Raw genomic sequence first — 13386 nt, 5'->3', positions numbered from 1 at the left:
ACGAAAGCGCTGAACAAAAAGAACCGTATTGGATATTCGGCGGCGTCCGATGCGCCAAAATCAAGCATTTGTGACCGACGAAGAACCGGCGGAACGACGCACCCTGGTCTTGTCGGCATTCCCGGCCGAAGCTGACGCGGTGCTTTCCCGCACCGTTTTGGACCGCCACCCGGTGGTGCGGTTTGACCGTCGGCACTTTTACCTCGGCACGATCGGCGGCAAGAAGGTGATCGTGGCGATGACCGGGATCGGCTTGGTCAACGCGACCGAGACCGCCCAAACCGCCCTCGCTCGCTTCACCCACGCGTCGTCGATCTCCATTGGCGCGGTGCTGTTCTCCGGCGTCGCCGGCGGCGGCGCGCGCGTCAGCATCGGCGACGTCGCCGTACCGGGCCGCTGGTCGGGGGACGGTGGCGCAACGTTTCACCCGGTCGACCCGGGCATGCTGGCCGCGGTGCGGGGGCTGAGCGTCGACCTGGAGAGCGTTAACCACCTGCGCCAGAAAGCCCCCCGCGTCACGCTGATCGACCTGAAGCGCCGGCCGCGGCTGGTGGTGGGTGGCGACGGGTCCAGCTCCGACAACAACAGCGGCCAGGCGTTCCCGTGCATCCCGAACGGCGGCGGCGTGTTCGGATGTCAACCCCGCAGGGCCCCGGATCGCTCATTGTTCTACACCGGCAACTTCTTTCGGGCGGTCGGGCCCTGGCTGCGGAGGGCTCTGATCAGCAACCTGAACATCACGCCGATCGCGAACCCGGCGTTTGACGCGACCGACATGGAGACGGCCGCGGCGCAGGCGGTCGCCGACGCCCACGGGGTCCCATTCCTCGGCATCCGCGGCATCTCGGATGGCGCCGGCGACCCGCTGCGCCTGCCGGGCTTCCCGTTCGAGTTCTTTTTCTACAAGCAGATCGCGGCGGAGAACGCCGCCCGCGTGGCGGCGGCCTTTCTGCGGAGCTGGGCGGACAGCTGAATTGGCCTGGGGCCGCGGCCTATTCGGGGCCCTGACCCACCGGTCGGGTCGGATCCGAACACCACTCCGACCACGACCCCGGGTACAGCGCGGCCGCTCGGCCCGTCGCGGCGAGCGCAGCGATCGTGACGGCCGCCGTGACGCCCGAGCCGCAATAGACGCCCACCCGGCCGTCTGCGTCGATGCCTCGGTCGGAGAGCAATTGGCCGAGGGCGTGCTCGCCGACGAACGTTCCGTCCTCCGACAAAACGGCGCCGCTCGGTAGGTTCGTGGCGCCCGGGATGTGACCGGCGACGGGGTCCAGCGGCTCGACGTCGCCGCGGAAGCGTTCGGGTGCGCGCGCGTCGAGCAGCGTCACGTCGCCGGTCTGCTCCGCCGTCAGCGTCGGCCGACCACCGGCATACAGATCCCCGTGCGGGGCAGTCACATTCCCGGGCGCCGGGTGGACCGGGCCCGTCTCCAGGCCCCGTCCGGCCGAGCGCCACGCCGACAGGCCGCCGTCCAGGATGCGCACGTTCGGAATGCCGGCCGCGGTCAGCACCCACCAGGCCCGGGCGGATCCCGCGCGATTCCAGTCGTCGTACACCACGACCAAACCGTCCTGCTGGATGCCCCATTGGCGCGCGGCGGCCTCCACGTCGCGCCCGGACGGCAGCGGGTGCCGCCCGCGCCCTTCGACGCTGTGGTCGCTGAGTTGGTCTTCCAGCGACACATAGACCGCGCCAGGCAGGTGGCCCTGCAGGTAGGCCGCACGGCCGTCGGGATCGTCGAGCCGCCAACGCACGTCGAGTATCGCCGGCGGGTCGCCGGCCTCTATCAGGCGGGCCAGCTCGGCCGCCGTGATCAGCACCTCGTCGCGCGCCGGCACGGGCTCCACCTCCTCGCGTTCACCGCGAGCCTAGCCACCCTTCGCGAGGTGAACGCTATCGGAACTCGAGGTGAACTCTTGTTTGGCAAACCGGGGCGGCCGCACGCTCGGAATTAAACTCGCTCAGAACTAAAACTGAACGGCGGATTGAACTTTGGCTTGCGCGTGGTGGTAGCGCCGTCGGGCTATTGACCGCCGACCGCTCGCGCGCGACGATTCGCTACATTGAGCGTCGAAGCTTCGAAAGTGATGGGGAAATGAAAAAGAAACTTTCCGCGTGCGCCTTCGGCGCTCTGCTGGCTGTCATGTGGGTGCCGGCGGCCGTCGCGCACGCCGACCAGACGGACCAGGATTTCGCCGACTACCTGTCATCGCACGGCATCAACCTCGGTTCGCCCGCCCAGGCGGTCAACATGGCGCGCGTGATGTGCCAGGACCTCGAAGCCGGCTACACGCAGAAGGACGAGATCGACCAGCTGACGGGTTCGCACAAGCTGACCCAGGCGCAAGCCGAGACGTTCATCGGCGCCGCCACCGCGGATTACTGCCCGGGCAAGCACAGCCCCACCAAGCCCAGCGGCGGGTAGCGCCCAGGCTTCTACCGACCGGTGGTCTGTTATACCGACCGCCGGTCGGTTATACTTCGTGGGCGACCACGGAGGTAGAGCAATGAGCGCACCTGCGCAATCCCAAATCCGCACCCGCATGTTCGCCCGGGTGATGGGGCCGTTCCTCACCATCGTCCCGACCACGGTGGCGGTGCGCGGGCAGTACATGGCGGAACTGTTCAGCGAATTCAAGGCCAACCCGATGTGGTCGTGGCTGTATGGTGCCATTCTTTTGGCAGGCGGCCTTTTCATCATCGCGTTTCACCAGTATTGGCGCAGCCCTCCGGCGATCATCGTCTCGGTGATCGGCTGGTTTTTTCTGGTCCGCGGCCTGCTCCTGCTGACCGTTCCGCGGGCATACGACGCGGCCGGCAACGCCATCTACAGCTCGGGCGCGTCGGCGGTGATCTGGGTGCTGTTCGCCTGCCTGGCCTCGGCCGGCCTTTACCTGACCTACGTCGGCTGGAAGCCGGAACGTCCGACCGACGATCGCCCGCATGCCGCGGGTAGTTAAGCATCCCGACATCCGGCGAGCGGAGCTGCTCGACCGGGCGGCCTCGTTGTTCGTGCGCGACGGTTACGACAACGTCAGCCTCAACGACCTCATCGCCGACGCGGGCGTGTCGAAAGGCGCGTTCTACCACTGGTTTCCGTCCAAAGAGGCCCTGATCACCGCGTTGGCCGAGCGGAGCGCGAGCGAGGCGTTCGCCGCCGTGGAGGACGCCGTCGCCGCCTGCCAGGGCGACGCGCTGGCCCGGCTCAACGCGAGCCTGCGGGCCGGTTTTGACGCGAACCTGAAAGTGGGCGGACCGGAGCAGTTGGCGGCGATGGTGTCCCTGCTGCGCTCGGACAATGCGCATCTCTACGCGCGAATCCTCGCGGTCGAGCAAGCGATGGTCCTTCCGTTGCTGACGCGGCTGATATCCGAGGGCGTTGCCGAAGGCGTCTTCGACACGTTTGACCCCGAGGGTGTCGCCGACATGATCTACGGCCTCGCGGCACGCACGAACTCGAACGTCATCGAGGTGTTACAGGCCGGCGACGAGTCCGCGCGCGAGGCGGCAATCGACCGCCTGACAGCGCGATTCAGGCTGCACGGGCTCGCCATCGACCGTGTCCTCGGCCTGCCGGACGGGAGCGTCACGGCACTCACGCGCGCGCAGGTCGAGGCGTTGGTCGCGGCGCTGCCGCGAATCTGGGAGGAAGACAAGCCATGAGACTTCCGGACTTCAAGCCCGCGCAGGAGAGTCTGTTTCTCACGTTGGGCGGTAGGGCCCTCGACAGCCGCTTACCGCGCCCGTTCCTCGGCGACACCATGGCCGACGAGATCCTCACCAAGGTCGGCTACGACCTTGCCCGGTTTCCCGCGCTCACAACCAAATTCCTCGACCCCCGATCGCGGGTCTTTGACATCTCGGTGCGGGCCAAAACACTTGACGATCTGGTGCGTCGTTTCATCTCCGACCATCCGGACGCGGTGGTGCTGGATCTAGGCGCCGGCCTGGACACCCGGATCTTTCGCATTGACCCGCCGCCCACCGTGGCGTGGTACGACATCGATTTCCCCGAGGTCATTGCGCTGCGCTCTCGCGTCGTTCCCCAACACGCGAACGCCCACAGCATCGGCGCGGACCTTACCGACCCGCACTGGCTCGACGACGTCCCCAATTCGCGGCCTGCCGTGATCGTCGGCGACGGCCTGATCGCCTTCCTCACGCAGGACGGATTCGTTTCGCTGCTGGACCGGCTCGTCGGTCACTTCCCGAGCGGGGAGGTGGCGTTCAATCTATATACCCGCTATGCCATTTGGGCGGTGAAGCACGCTCCGGGCATGTCCGTCATCGCGGGCGACGTCGTCAATCCTGGTTTCAATGACCCACGACAACCCGAGCGCTGGGTCGATGGACTCACTCTCGTCGACGAGATCTTCCTCACGCGGGCACCTGAGGTCGCGGGGCTTCCGTGCACGATGCGCGCGACGGCCCGCATGGCGGCCGCCAGCGTGTACTGGTCACGGCTTATCGGTACCGTCGTCGTCTGCTACGGGTTCTGAGTTCGCCTGAGTGCTAGGCGGTTTGCTTCGTGTCCAGCGACGCCAGCATGCCGGCGGCGGCCCGCTCCCAGGTGAAGTTCTCCGCGCGGCGCCGGGCGGAGCTGCGGCGGTGGTGTTCGGGCCGGCCGACGATCGCGCCGACCGCCCACGCGATGGCGAACGGGTCGTTGTCGGCCAGGGCGCCGCTGTCCGGCGTGACGATCTCGGTGAGCGCCGACGTGCGCGACACCACCGCGGGCGTCCCGCAGGCCAGCGATTCGAGCGCCGCCAGCCCGAAGGTCTCGTGCGGCCCCGGCGCCAGTGTCACGTCGGCGGTGGCCAGCAGGCCCGCGACGGTGTGCCGGTCGTTGATGAACCCGGTGAAGTCGATGGGCAGCCGGGAGGCCTGCCTTTCCAGCCGGGCCCGCAGCGGACCCTCGCCGACGACCACCAGCCGGGCGTCGACACCGGCGTGGCACAGCGCGCCGAGCGCGTCGATGCTGCGGTCGACGCGCTTTTCCACCGAGAGCCGGCCGCAGTGCACCAAGAGGATCTGCTGCGGGGCGGCCCAGCGCCGGCGCACCAGGTACGAGTGCCGGCGCGGGTGAAAGGTCTGCAGATCCACGCCCAACGGGACGGTGACGGTGTTCGTCGCGCCGATGCGGTCGAACTCCTCGCGCGCGAACGCCGTCGTGCACACCACGGTGTCGTAGTTGGCGGCCGTGCGCCGATTGGCGAAGTCCGCGAACCTCTCCGCGCTGCGCCGCGGAAGTATCTGTCCCACAAGGCGATCCAGCCGTTCGTGGGAGATCATCACCGTCTTGGCGCCGTAGTCGCGGCCCCAGGGCCCCAGGGACCGCAGCGTGAGCCGGTCGGAAACCTCCAGCGCGTCGGGCCGCAGCGCTTTCAAGAGCGCCTTGACGGGCCCCGGCATGACGGCGCGGTAGCCGCCGGTGAACGGAATCAACCGGGCGGGCATCGTGATTCGCACCACGCCCGTGGGCAGTTGCGTGCGTTCGGGACTTCGGCCGGGGACGATCAGGAACACCTCGTGCCCGGTGGCGCAGTATTCCGCGCCGAGCCGGTCCACCGCGGTGCGCAGGCCGCCGGAGCGGGGGCCGTAAAAGTTGGCGACCTGTACAACGCGCATACCGTGAGGACACGCGGCGCGCGTGTGCAGTCATCGATGTGGAACCGACGTGTGCCTGAACAGTCCGTGAATTCGTCAACCCTGCGGCGCCTCAACCTGCGTGACGGCGGGCGAGAATCGCGGCGGTCTCCCGGTCGGCGGGCAGGAAAGCCTCGAGGCGGAGCTCGGACACGGTGACATCCAGGGCGGTGACGAACGTCGAGATCGTCGCGACGAGCCGCACGTCACCGTCGGCGGAACGCAGGTGCAGCGGCACCGCGAAGCCCAGCGATTCGATCGGCCGGCCGCCCGGCGCCGGCACGCCGTAGCCCTCGAGTTCTTCGATCAGCGCCTCGATGCGGGGGTGCGGGCCACGCTCGCGCAGGCCGTGCAGGATGTGGCGCCGCCAGTCGTCGAGGTTCACGATGCGCGCGGCCATGCCGTCGGGGTGCAGCGCGACCCGCAGCGCGTTGACCGGCGCCTCCAGCAGCCATCCCGCCACCCCGTCGGTCAACAGCCCGAACGCGCCGTTGGCGGCGACCAGTTCGCCGAAGCCGTCCATGACCATCGCCGGATACGGCAGGTGGCCGTCGAGGACATGCTGGAGCGCCTCGCGCACGGGCCGCAGCAGCGGCGCGTCCGGCGGAGACTCGGGGTGCGCGGGCGCGAAGCCCGCCGCCGACAGCAGCGCGTTGCGTTGCCGCAGCGTCAGGCCCAACGAGTCGGCGAGCCGGCTGACGATGTCGCGCCCCGGCGCCGAGCGTCCCTGCTCCAAGAAGCTGAGGTGCCGTTGGGTGGTGCCGGCATCGTTGGCGAGGTCGATCTGGCTGAGCCGTCGCCGATTACGCCATTCACGCAACGCGGTGCCGAAGTCGCCCTGCACCGAAACCGACATGCGACCAGTCAACCCGTTCGCGACGCTGGGCGCTATTCCTTGCCGGGAATTGCCGCGCATCACCGTCGGCGCCACCATCGCCTCATGGAAGAGCCACTCCGCCTCGGCGTCATGCCGCCCCTGGCTGCCGAGCCCTGGGCCGGCGCCGATCTACGCCGGCTCCTCGACTTCGCGCGCGTCGTCGAGGATCTGGGTTTCGACTCGCTGTGGGCGAACGACTCGCTGGTAAGGCCCCGCATCGAAGCGCTGACGTTCCTGTCGGCGGCGGCCGCCGTCACCGATCGGATCACGCTGGGTACCGCCGCCCTGCAGCCGGTGCTGCGCCGGCCGGTGCAGACCGCGCACGTCCTGGCCTCCATCGACCGGCTGTCGGGCGGGCGGCTGGCGGTGGCGGCCGGTGCGGGCTTTCCGGGCCTGTCCGAGGTGGAGTATGCCGCCTCGGAGGTGCCGTGGCCCCGGCGGTTCGCTCGCCTCGACGACACCGTGGCATTGTGGCGACAACTGTGGAATGCCAAGGAACCCAGTTCGTTTCATGGCGCCGTGCTGCATCTCGACGATATCCCGGCCGGCATCACGCCGTTCGGTGAATCCGGCCCGCCGGTGTGGCTGGCCGCGGACACCCCAGGCGCCCGCGCCCGCGCCGGCCGTCTCTACGACGGGTGGCTGCCGTATCCGCCAACGCCACAGGGCTATCGGTCGGGCCTGGCCGAGGTGCGCGCCTCGGCCACGCGCGCCGGTCGCATCGCCGATGAGGTGACGCCGGCGCTGTTCGTCACCGTGCTGGTCACCGAGGACGCCGACGGTGGCCGGGCGGCGCTGGATCATTTCGCCACCCGGACATACGGTTTCGGCATCGAGGCCGTCGAGCAGATACAGACGTATGCGGCGGGGACACCCGAGGCCGTCACAGCCCGGCTGGCGAGCTACCTCGACGCCGGCGCCAGGCACCTGGTCTGCCGGGTCGGCGTGCTGGGCCCGGACGGGTTCGTCGAGCAGCTGCACCGGCTGCGCGCCGTCGGGGAGGCGTTGCGATGAGCACCCCGCCCATCCAGCGGCCGGGACCGGTGCGCGAGCGGACCGTCAGCGGCCTACTCGACGAATATCGTTCTTTCGCTGAAATCCTTGGCGCGCTGGATGTTTTGGACTGGACCCGTGCAACCCGCTGTAACGGGTGGCAGGTGCGCGATATCGCCGGCCACCTGGTGGGGCAGGCGGTCGACACCGTCAGCGGCGCGATCGGCACCCGAACACCCGACGACCAGGCCGCCGCCCTGCGTGGCGAGGCCCCTGGCTCGCTCGCGGCGCGGCTGCATGCCGCCAGTGAAGCGGTGGCGCGGCTTGCGACGGTGTTCGACGACGCGGTGTGGGCGTCACCCAGCCCGGTGCCCGGGCTCACTGTGGGCCAGGGCGTGCACGCGCTGCTGAACGACGCGTACGTGCACGGCGACGACGTTCGTGCCGCACTCGGCCTGCCGTCCGATACCGGGCCGGGCCTGTACGCCAGCCTCGACTTCGTGCTCGGCGCATTGCTGCGGGACGCGGCCGCCGCCGCGGAACCGGCGATCGCGCGGCTGTTGGACCTGTCGGCTGAGGACTTCACGCGTCAGACCGGCATTGCGGCGCACGATTTTCTGCTCGTCGCGACGGGCCGGGGGGATGCTGCGTTGTTGCGACTCCCCGAGAGTGTCAACATCTTCCGCTGACGGGCCGCGGGTCCGTTCGGGATCGGCGTGGCGAGGTCGGTGTTAGCATGCGCCGATGAACCAGGTGCACCTGGCCGGTCGCCTGCCCAGCGATCCCCGGACCATCGCAATCGCGGTCGCATGTGTTGTCGCGGCGTTGGCAATCCCTTTCCTGACCGGCTGGGTTTGGAACCGCATGTCTCCCGCCGAGCCGCCAGATGAACGGGCGACGCTCAGAGGATCTGCGCAGGTGTTATCACTCAAAGCGGCTTCGGGCCTCCGCCAGGTATGGGGCACGGTCGAACTGGAAGTGCATATCCCCGGCAGCGAACCGTACATCAAAAGCGTGTATAGACAATTCGAACCCGAAGAGTTGGCCGCCGCACAGCCCGGCATGACTGTTCAGGTGCGCGCTGATCCCGACAAGCCGAAGAGGTTTCGGATCGATTTCAACCAGCCGGTCATGTAGCGGACACTTTGTCCCGACCGACCGCGGTTCGTCAACTCGAATCCCCACCCTTGGGCCCCTCCGCCTTGCCGATCCGCTCGGCGAGGTCGTCACCGGACAGCTGCGCACCGAGGAAGGCCCCGGAGGTGGGCAGGCTCAGGTGCAATTGCGAGGCGCCACTGACCGCGACCGTTCCGCGCTCGAGGCCGAAGTCGAGGACATGCCCGCCGGCGGTGCGATCGTCATTGAGGAAATGCAGGTGGTACCCCGCCACGGAGATGCCCTGTTCGAAGTCGGGGGTGCGGAACCCGACCACCGTGCCCGACACGTCGGTGAACACGGTCTCGGCCTGCTCTTCGGTCGCCTCGGTCAACGGGGGATAGGGCCGTTTCTGCTCCATCACCGTCCGGGTGTGCAGTTCGGCGAAGCGCCCGGTGATCTTGATCGCGTAAATCAGGTTCGGGCTTTGGATTTGGCGATCGATCGCCTCGGTCAGCTCGGCGCGCCCGGTGCGCGCTTGAACCGGGATCTCGAAGTCGCCGTGGAACCGCGTGACCGCAGCGAACGGGGTGCGGTCGGCCGGCGCGGCCCGGGTGGCGGTGCCGTCGGCGCGCAGCCGGTAGCAGACGCCGTCGAGGACGACCATCTCGCCGTCGAGGTGGTTGAACGTGCCCAGGCCGAAGTCGCCGTGGCGCAGGATGTCGGCGACGGTGGCGTCGCCGTCGTAGACGCCGTCGAGCAGGGCGCTGATCGTGGAGAACTGGTACACCTCGTCGTCATGGTGGTGACCGAGAATGCTGGTGGCCCAATGGCGGAATCGATCGTATGCGTTGCTCATCTTTCCCGTCTCACTCGAAGGGGTCGTCGTGCAGGTGCGCGGCGAGGTCGGTGTTGCGGCTGTAGTCCACCGGGACGTCGATCAGGGAGGGGCCCTCCTCGGCCAGCGCCCCGCGCAGGGTGGCGCCGAACTCTTCCAAAGTTTTCACCCGGTAACCGCGGGCGCCGAAAGCCGCCGCGTAGCTGACGATGTCGTAGTCGGCGAGTTGCACGCCGGACTTGCGCCGGTATTTCAGGACCTCCTGGAAGCCGACCATGTCGTAGGTGTTGTCCCGGAAGATGATGTGGGTGAATGTCAGCCCCAGATGGGCCGCGGTCGAGAGTTCCTGTGCGGAGAACAGGAATCCGCCGTCGCCGGACACCGACACGACGGGGGTGCCGGGCCGCACCAGGCAGGCGGCCATCGCCCACGGCAGGGCCACGCCGAGGGTCTGTTGGCCGTTGGAAAACAGCAGCCGCCTGGGTTCGTAGACGCGGAAGTGGCGCGCCATGTAGATGTACACCGAGCCGATGTCGCACGCGATCGTGGCGTTGTCGTCGAGTTCCTCGCGCAGGCGCAGCACGACCGCGACGGGATTGAGTCCGGGCCCGCTCGGAACGTCGTCGCGTGCGGCGTTGTCGATGTCGGCCAAGGCTTTTCGCTGGGTGTCGATCTGGCCGCGGTATTCGGCGGTGAGCCTGAGGCCGGCCAGCTTGCCGGTCAGGTCGGTGAGGGTGGTCGCGACGTTGCCGAGCAGTTCCAGCGCCGGCTGATAGTGGTTGTCGATGTCGGCGGGCACCGAGTCGATGTGGATGATGGTGCGCCCTCGCAGCCTGGGGTCGTTGTTCCATTGCACCGGGTCGTATTCGACGGAGTCGTAGCCGATGGTGACGAGCACGTCGGCGTGGTCGAGGATGACGTCGCCGGGCTGATTGCGGAACAGGCCCACGCGGCCGAGGAAGTTACCCTCTAGGGCGCGGGAGATCACCCCCGCGGCCTGAAAGGTTTCAACGACGGGCAGCCCGGTCGCGGCGACCAGTTCGCGCAGCGCCGCGCAGCTGTCCGGGTCGGCGCCGCGGATCCCGACCAGCAGCGCCGGGCGCTGCGCGGCGCGGATCAGCTCGGCCGCCCGGGCGACGGCCTGCGCCGGGGCGGCCCCCAGCGGCGGGATCGGGAGACGGGCCGTGATGCCCTCCGATGTGGGGGCGGCCAGCACGTCGGCGGGCAGGACGACGGCGGCGGCCCCCCGCGGCTCGCTGGCGGCGGCGCGAAACGCGCCGATGGTGGCCTCGACGGCGTTGTCGGGGTCGTTGATCTCGCCGGTGAACTTGGTGACCGTGCGCAGCATCGCGGCGGCATCCATCGACTGGTGGGTGCGCTTGAGCCGGTCCTCGCGGCGCACCGCCCCGCACAGCGCGACCACCGGATCCTGTTCGGTGGTCGCGGTGAGCAGGCCGGTCGCCAGGTTGGCGGTGCCGGGACCGGACGTCACCAGCACGACCCCCGGGTTGCCGGTGAGCCGGCCGACCGCAGCGGCCATGAACGCCGCGTTTTGTTCGTGTCGGCAAACCACCAGTGTTGGGCCGCCGTCGACCAGGGCGTCGTAGACGGCGTCGATCTTGGCTCCGGGCACGCCGAAGATGTACTCGACTCCCTGCGCGGACAGGACGTCGACGATCTTCTGCGCGCTGCGCGCCGGTGCACCGGGATTCGTGGGGGCCATGCCGCCCAGTCTGGTCGCTGGCTCGGCTATCCGCTCGACTCGTGCCCGAACCAGCGGCGCAGGGCGTCCCGCAGACCGTCTTGCTCGGCCGTCCCGAACGCGTCGGCCGCCCAGGCGACGTAGCCGTCGGGCCGGATCAGCAGCGCCGCGGCGGGGCGGTCGGCGGCGGTCGCCTCGACGACGTCGACGCGATCGGCCCACCCGCGCGACGTGGCGCCCACGCCGCCGCCGAGATCGAGCAGGACCGGTCGGGCGTCGCGCAGCAGTTCCTCGACACGCCGGCCGTCCTCGAGGGTCAGCTCGGGCACCGGCCAGCCCGACAGCGGGTGGTCGTCGGCGACGTCGTAGCGCACGTCGGTGCCGGCCAGCAGGCGGGCCATGTGCCGGGCGACGTCGGGGATCGCGAAGAGCTCGCCTATCAGCGTTCGTAGCGCGGCGACTTCAGGCCCGGGCGCCATGAGGGCGGTCTGCGACAGCGAGTGCATCATGACGCGCTCGCCGACGGGGTGGCGTTCGGACTCGTAGGTGTCGAGCAATCCGGCGGGCGCCCAGCCGTTGAGGTGGGCCGCGAGCTTCCAGCCCAGGTTCACCGCGTCCTGCAGGCCGAGGTTCAGGCCTGGCCCGCCCATCGCGCTGTGCACGTGGGCGGCGTCGCCGAGCAGCAGCACCCTGCCGTCGCGGTAGCGCTCCGCGTGGCGGGTGTTCTGGCCGTTGATGCGGCGAAGGGCATGCGGCCCGGGGCCTTTCGGTTCCTCGAGGGGGAGGTCGACGCCGAGGATGCGGCGCGCGCTGGCGCGCAGTTCGTCCAGGCTCATCGGCGTGTCCTCGACGGGGGGCGAGAACTCGATGGTGCCGAACAGCGAGCGGCCGGGTTCGAACTCGGCGAAGATCACGCCTCCGTTGTCGAACCGGTTGTGGCCGAACGCGATCCGGCCGAATCCGGGGACGTCGAGGCCGCCGTCGGCGCGGCGGAGCCCGTCGGGGATGTGCACGTGGGCGAGCCGGCCGACGGTCTGCGATGTGTAGCCGGGGAAGTCGATGCCGACGGTCTTGCGGACCAGGCTGCGGCCGCCGTCGGCGCCCACCAGATACCCGGCGGCGATGCGGTACTCATCCTCCGGCGAGGACACCGTCAGCTCAACGGACTTCGGTCCCTGACGCAGGCCGGTGAATTCGTGCCCCCAGCGCACGTCGACCCCGAGATCGCGCGCCCGCTTCTCCAGCAGCCGCACCACGCGGGGCTGCTGGATCGCCAGCGCGTACATCGGGTTGTCCGGCATGCCAAAGAAGTTCAGCGTCATGGCCGCGAAGATCCACCCGTGGACGGGCTGGGGCGGGTTGGGGTCGCCGGTGAACACCTGATACAGGCCGCGCATGTCGAGCATCCGAACCACGTGTCCGATGAGGCCGTTGGCCTTGGGCTCGGGGCTGGGCCCGGGCAATGGATCCAGCACTACGGGCCGGATGCCGCTCATTGCCAGCTCGCAGGCCAGCATCAGTCCGTTGGGGCCGGCGCCGGCGATGACGATGTCGGCGTGTTCAGTCATGCTGTGGCTCCTCGGGTTTGGTGGGCTCGGGCAGGCCGGCGCTGACTGCGGCGAAGCCGTCGCGGACCAGGTCGGTGATGGCCACCGGCGGAGCCGCGCGCACGTAGGCCTCGGCCGCCGCGTCGCCGATCGCGCGCACGACGGCCACCACCAGTCGCGGGTACAGGTCGTGTTCGGGGTCGGTGCCGGTGCGTTCGGCGATGACCTCGATCAGCTCGTCAAAAAGTTGCTGCGGCAAGGCGTTACGCACCTGCGAGTTCATCAGCAGCTTGCGGACTTCGACAAGCTCCCGGCGGCTCGGCACTTGATTCTCGGCACCGTAGAAGTCGTCGAAATCCTCTTCCAGGGGTTGTAGCGCCGCGTGCCTGAGTGCCGTCCACAGCGGTTCGTCGGCGGGGCGTTGCCGAAGCGCCGCGATGCCGCGGCGCATCCGTTCGGTCTGCCGGTAGGCCAGCGCCTCGTACTTGCCGCTGAAGTAGTTGTTGAAGGTGCGCAGCGACACCCCGGCCAGGCTGGCGATTTCGTCGCGCGTGACGTTTTCCAGCCCGCGCTCGAACGCGAGGTTCAGCGCGGCGTCGCTGAGCGCGCGCCGGGTGTCGGCCTTCTTGCGCTCGCGCAGTCCGGTCGGTTGGTCGGGCATGCGCCCAACGTACGCGAAACTTGC

The 13386-nt window shown here is 69.2% G+C and carries 15 protein-coding genes; 8 read left to right on the top strand and 7 right to left on the bottom strand.

The genetic code is table 11. The annotated features are described in order from the left end of the window. Nucleotides 1-70 precede the first annotated feature (70 nt). Nucleotides 71-973, top strand: coding sequence for a hypothetical protein (locus tag A5705_RS02995; RefSeq protein WP_231982353.1), 903 nt, complete (start codon nt 71-73; stop codon nt 971-973). A 19-nt stretch (nt 974-992) separates the two neighbouring features. On the opposite strand, the gene A5705_RS02985 is transcribed toward A5705_RS02995, so the two are convergent. Beyond that, nucleotides 993-1841 carry a sulfurtransferase gene (locus A5705_RS02985; protein ID WP_068275427.1) on the bottom strand — a complete coding sequence of 283 codons (849 nt, stop codon included), beginning with the start codon at nt 1839-1841 and terminating at the stop codon, nt 993-995. A gap of 257 nt (nt 1842-2098) precedes the next feature. Between A5705_RS02985 and A5705_RS02980 the strand changes: the two genes are divergently transcribed. The 4 genes from A5705_RS02980 (at nt 2099) to A5705_RS02965 (ending at nt 4502) form a co-directional block, all read left to right on the top strand. Then, entirely contained in the window at nt 2099-2428 is a 330-nt protein-coding gene (locus A5705_RS02980; RefSeq protein ID WP_068275273.1) for a DUF732 domain-containing protein, read from the top strand. A gap of 118 nt (nt 2429-2546) precedes the next feature. Then, the gene (locus A5705_RS02975; protein WP_231964226.1) at nt 2547-2963 is read left to right on the top strand and encodes a hypothetical protein; all 417 of its coding nucleotides are present in this window, start codon (nt 2547-2549) and stop codon (nt 2961-2963) included. Continuing rightward, the gene (locus A5705_RS02970) at nt 2947-3666 is read left to right on the top strand and encodes a TetR/AcrR family transcriptional regulator (protein WP_068275269.1); all 720 of its coding nucleotides are present in this window, start codon (nt 2947-2949) and stop codon (nt 3664-3666) included. Before A5705_RS02975 ends, A5705_RS02970 begins: the two co-directional genes overlap by 17 nt. Beyond that, complete coding sequence (locus A5705_RS02965; RefSeq protein ID WP_068275266.1) at nt 3663-4502, top strand: class I SAM-dependent methyltransferase; 840 nt, start codon at nt 3663-3665, stop codon at nt 4500-4502. Before A5705_RS02970 ends, A5705_RS02965 begins: the two co-directional genes overlap by 4 nt. A gap of 13 nt (nt 4503-4515) precedes the next feature. Here the strand turns inward: A5705_RS02965 and A5705_RS02960 are convergent, their stop codons facing one another. Together A5705_RS02960 and A5705_RS02955 are read right to left on the bottom strand one after the other, a co-directional pair. Then, nucleotides 4516-5631, bottom strand: a complete 1116-nt coding sequence (locus A5705_RS02960; protein ID WP_067874030.1) for a glycosyltransferase — start codon at nt 5629-5631, stop codon at nt 4516-4518. Nucleotides 5632-5722: 91 nt separating this feature from the next. Continuing rightward, complete coding sequence (locus tag A5705_RS02955; protein ID WP_067874034.1) at nt 5723-6505, bottom strand: helix-turn-helix domain-containing protein; 783 nt, start codon at nt 6503-6505, stop codon at nt 5723-5725. Between the two features lie 84 nt (nt 6506-6589). On the opposite strand from A5705_RS02955, the gene A5705_RS02950 reads away from it, so the two are divergent. The 3 genes from A5705_RS02950 to A5705_RS02940 are packed head-to-tail and all read left to right on the top strand — an operon-like array spanning nt 6590 to nt 8656. After that, a complete protein-coding gene (locus A5705_RS02950; RefSeq protein WP_067874037.1) occupies nt 6590-7540 on the top strand; it encodes an LLM class flavin-dependent oxidoreductase in 951 nt (316 codons plus the stop codon). Next, the gene (locus tag A5705_RS02945) at nt 7537-8208 is read left to right on the top strand and encodes a maleylpyruvate isomerase family mycothiol-dependent enzyme (RefSeq protein WP_067874040.1); all 672 of its coding nucleotides are present in this window, start codon (nt 7537-7539) and stop codon (nt 8206-8208) included. Before A5705_RS02950 ends, A5705_RS02945 begins: the two co-directional genes overlap by 4 nt. A 55-nt stretch (nt 8209-8263) precedes the next feature. Next, nucleotides 8264-8656 (top strand): hypothetical protein, encoded by a 393-nt coding sequence (locus A5705_RS02940; RefSeq protein ID WP_068275263.1) that lies wholly within the window; start codon nt 8264-8266, stop codon nt 8654-8656. 31 nt (nt 8657-8687) lie between these two features. Here the strand turns inward: A5705_RS02940 and budA are convergent, their stop codons facing one another. Genes budA through A5705_RS02920 form a run of 4 tightly spaced genes read right to left on the bottom strand, consistent with a single transcriptional unit; the run spans nt 8688 to nt 13362 of the window. Continuing rightward, nucleotides 8688-9473, bottom strand: coding sequence for an acetolactate decarboxylase (gene budA / locus A5705_RS02935; protein WP_067874046.1), 786 nt, complete (start codon nt 9471-9473; stop codon nt 8688-8690). 10 nt (nt 9474-9483) lie between these two features. Continuing rightward, nucleotides 9484-11175: an acetolactate synthase AlsS gene (gene alsS / locus A5705_RS02930; RefSeq protein WP_067874049.1), complete on the bottom strand. Its 1692-nt coding sequence runs from the start codon at nt 11173-11175 to the stop codon at nt 9484-9486. Nucleotides 11176-11201: 26 nt separating this feature from the next. Continuing rightward, nucleotides 11202-12722, bottom strand: coding sequence for an FAD-dependent monooxygenase (locus A5705_RS02925; protein ID WP_067874052.1), 1521 nt, complete (start codon nt 12720-12722; stop codon nt 11202-11204). After that, on the bottom strand, nt 12715-13362 hold the full coding sequence (locus A5705_RS02920; RefSeq protein ID WP_067874054.1) for a TetR/AcrR family transcriptional regulator: 648 nt from the start codon (nt 13360-13362) through the stop codon (nt 12715-12717). Before A5705_RS02920 ends, A5705_RS02925 begins: the two co-directional genes overlap by 8 nt. Nucleotides 13363-13386 lie beyond the last annotated feature (24 nt).

Origin of the sequence: Mycobacterium sp. E787, from assembly GCF_001668725.1 — a bacterium.
GTDB lineage: Bacteria > Actinomycetota > Actinomycetes > Mycobacteriales > Mycobacteriaceae > Mycobacterium.
This window is presented reverse-complemented; position numbering and strand designations above follow the sequence as displayed.

Bases quoted from the DNA above. Each gene is read 5' to 3' on its own strand.
- A5705_RS02960 (WP_067874030.1), bottom strand. From the start codon at position 5,631: ATGCGCGTTGTACAGGTCGCCAACTTTTACGGCCCCCGCTCCGGCGGC.
- A5705_RS02940 (WP_068275263.1), top strand. From the start codon at position 8,264: ATGAACCAGGTGCACCTGGCCGGTCGCCTGCCCAGCGATCCCCGGACC.
- A5705_RS02980 (WP_068275273.1), top strand. From the start codon at position 2,099: ATGAAAAAGAAACTTTCCGCGTGCGCCTTCGGCGCTCTGCTGGCTGTC.
- A5705_RS02955 (WP_067874034.1), bottom strand. From the start codon at position 6,505: ATGTCGGTTTCGGTGCAGGGCGACTTCGGCACCGCGTTGCGTGAATGG.
- A5705_RS02920 (WP_067874054.1), bottom strand. From the start codon at position 13,362: ATGCCCGACCAACCGACCGGACTGCGCGAGCGCAAGAAGGCCGACACC.
- A5705_RS02950 (WP_067874037.1), top strand. From the start codon at position 6,590: ATGGAAGAGCCACTCCGCCTCGGCGTCATGCCGCCCCTGGCTGCCGAG.
- A5705_RS02965 (WP_068275266.1), top strand. From the start codon at position 3,663: ATGAGACTTCCGGACTTCAAGCCCGCGCAGGAGAGTCTGTTTCTCACG.
- A5705_RS02970 (WP_068275269.1), top strand. From the start codon at position 2,947: ATGCCGCGGGTAGTTAAGCATCCCGACATCCGGCGAGCGGAGCTGCTC.
- A5705_RS02925 (WP_067874052.1), bottom strand. From the start codon at position 12,722: ATGACTGAACACGCCGACATCGTCATCGCCGGCGCCGGCCCCAACGGA.
- budA (WP_067874046.1), bottom strand. From the start codon at position 9,473: ATGAGCAACGCATACGATCGATTCCGCCATTGGGCCACCAGCATTCTC.
- alsS (WP_067874049.1), bottom strand. From the start codon at position 11,175: ATGGCCCCCACGAATCCCGGTGCACCGGCGCGCAGCGCGCAGAAGATC.
- A5705_RS02945 (WP_067874040.1), top strand. From the start codon at position 7,537: ATGAGCACCCCGCCCATCCAGCGGCCGGGACCGGTGCGCGAGCGGACC.
- A5705_RS02975 (WP_231964226.1), top strand. From the start codon at position 2,547: ATGTTCGCCCGGGTGATGGGGCCGTTCCTCACCATCGTCCCGACCACG.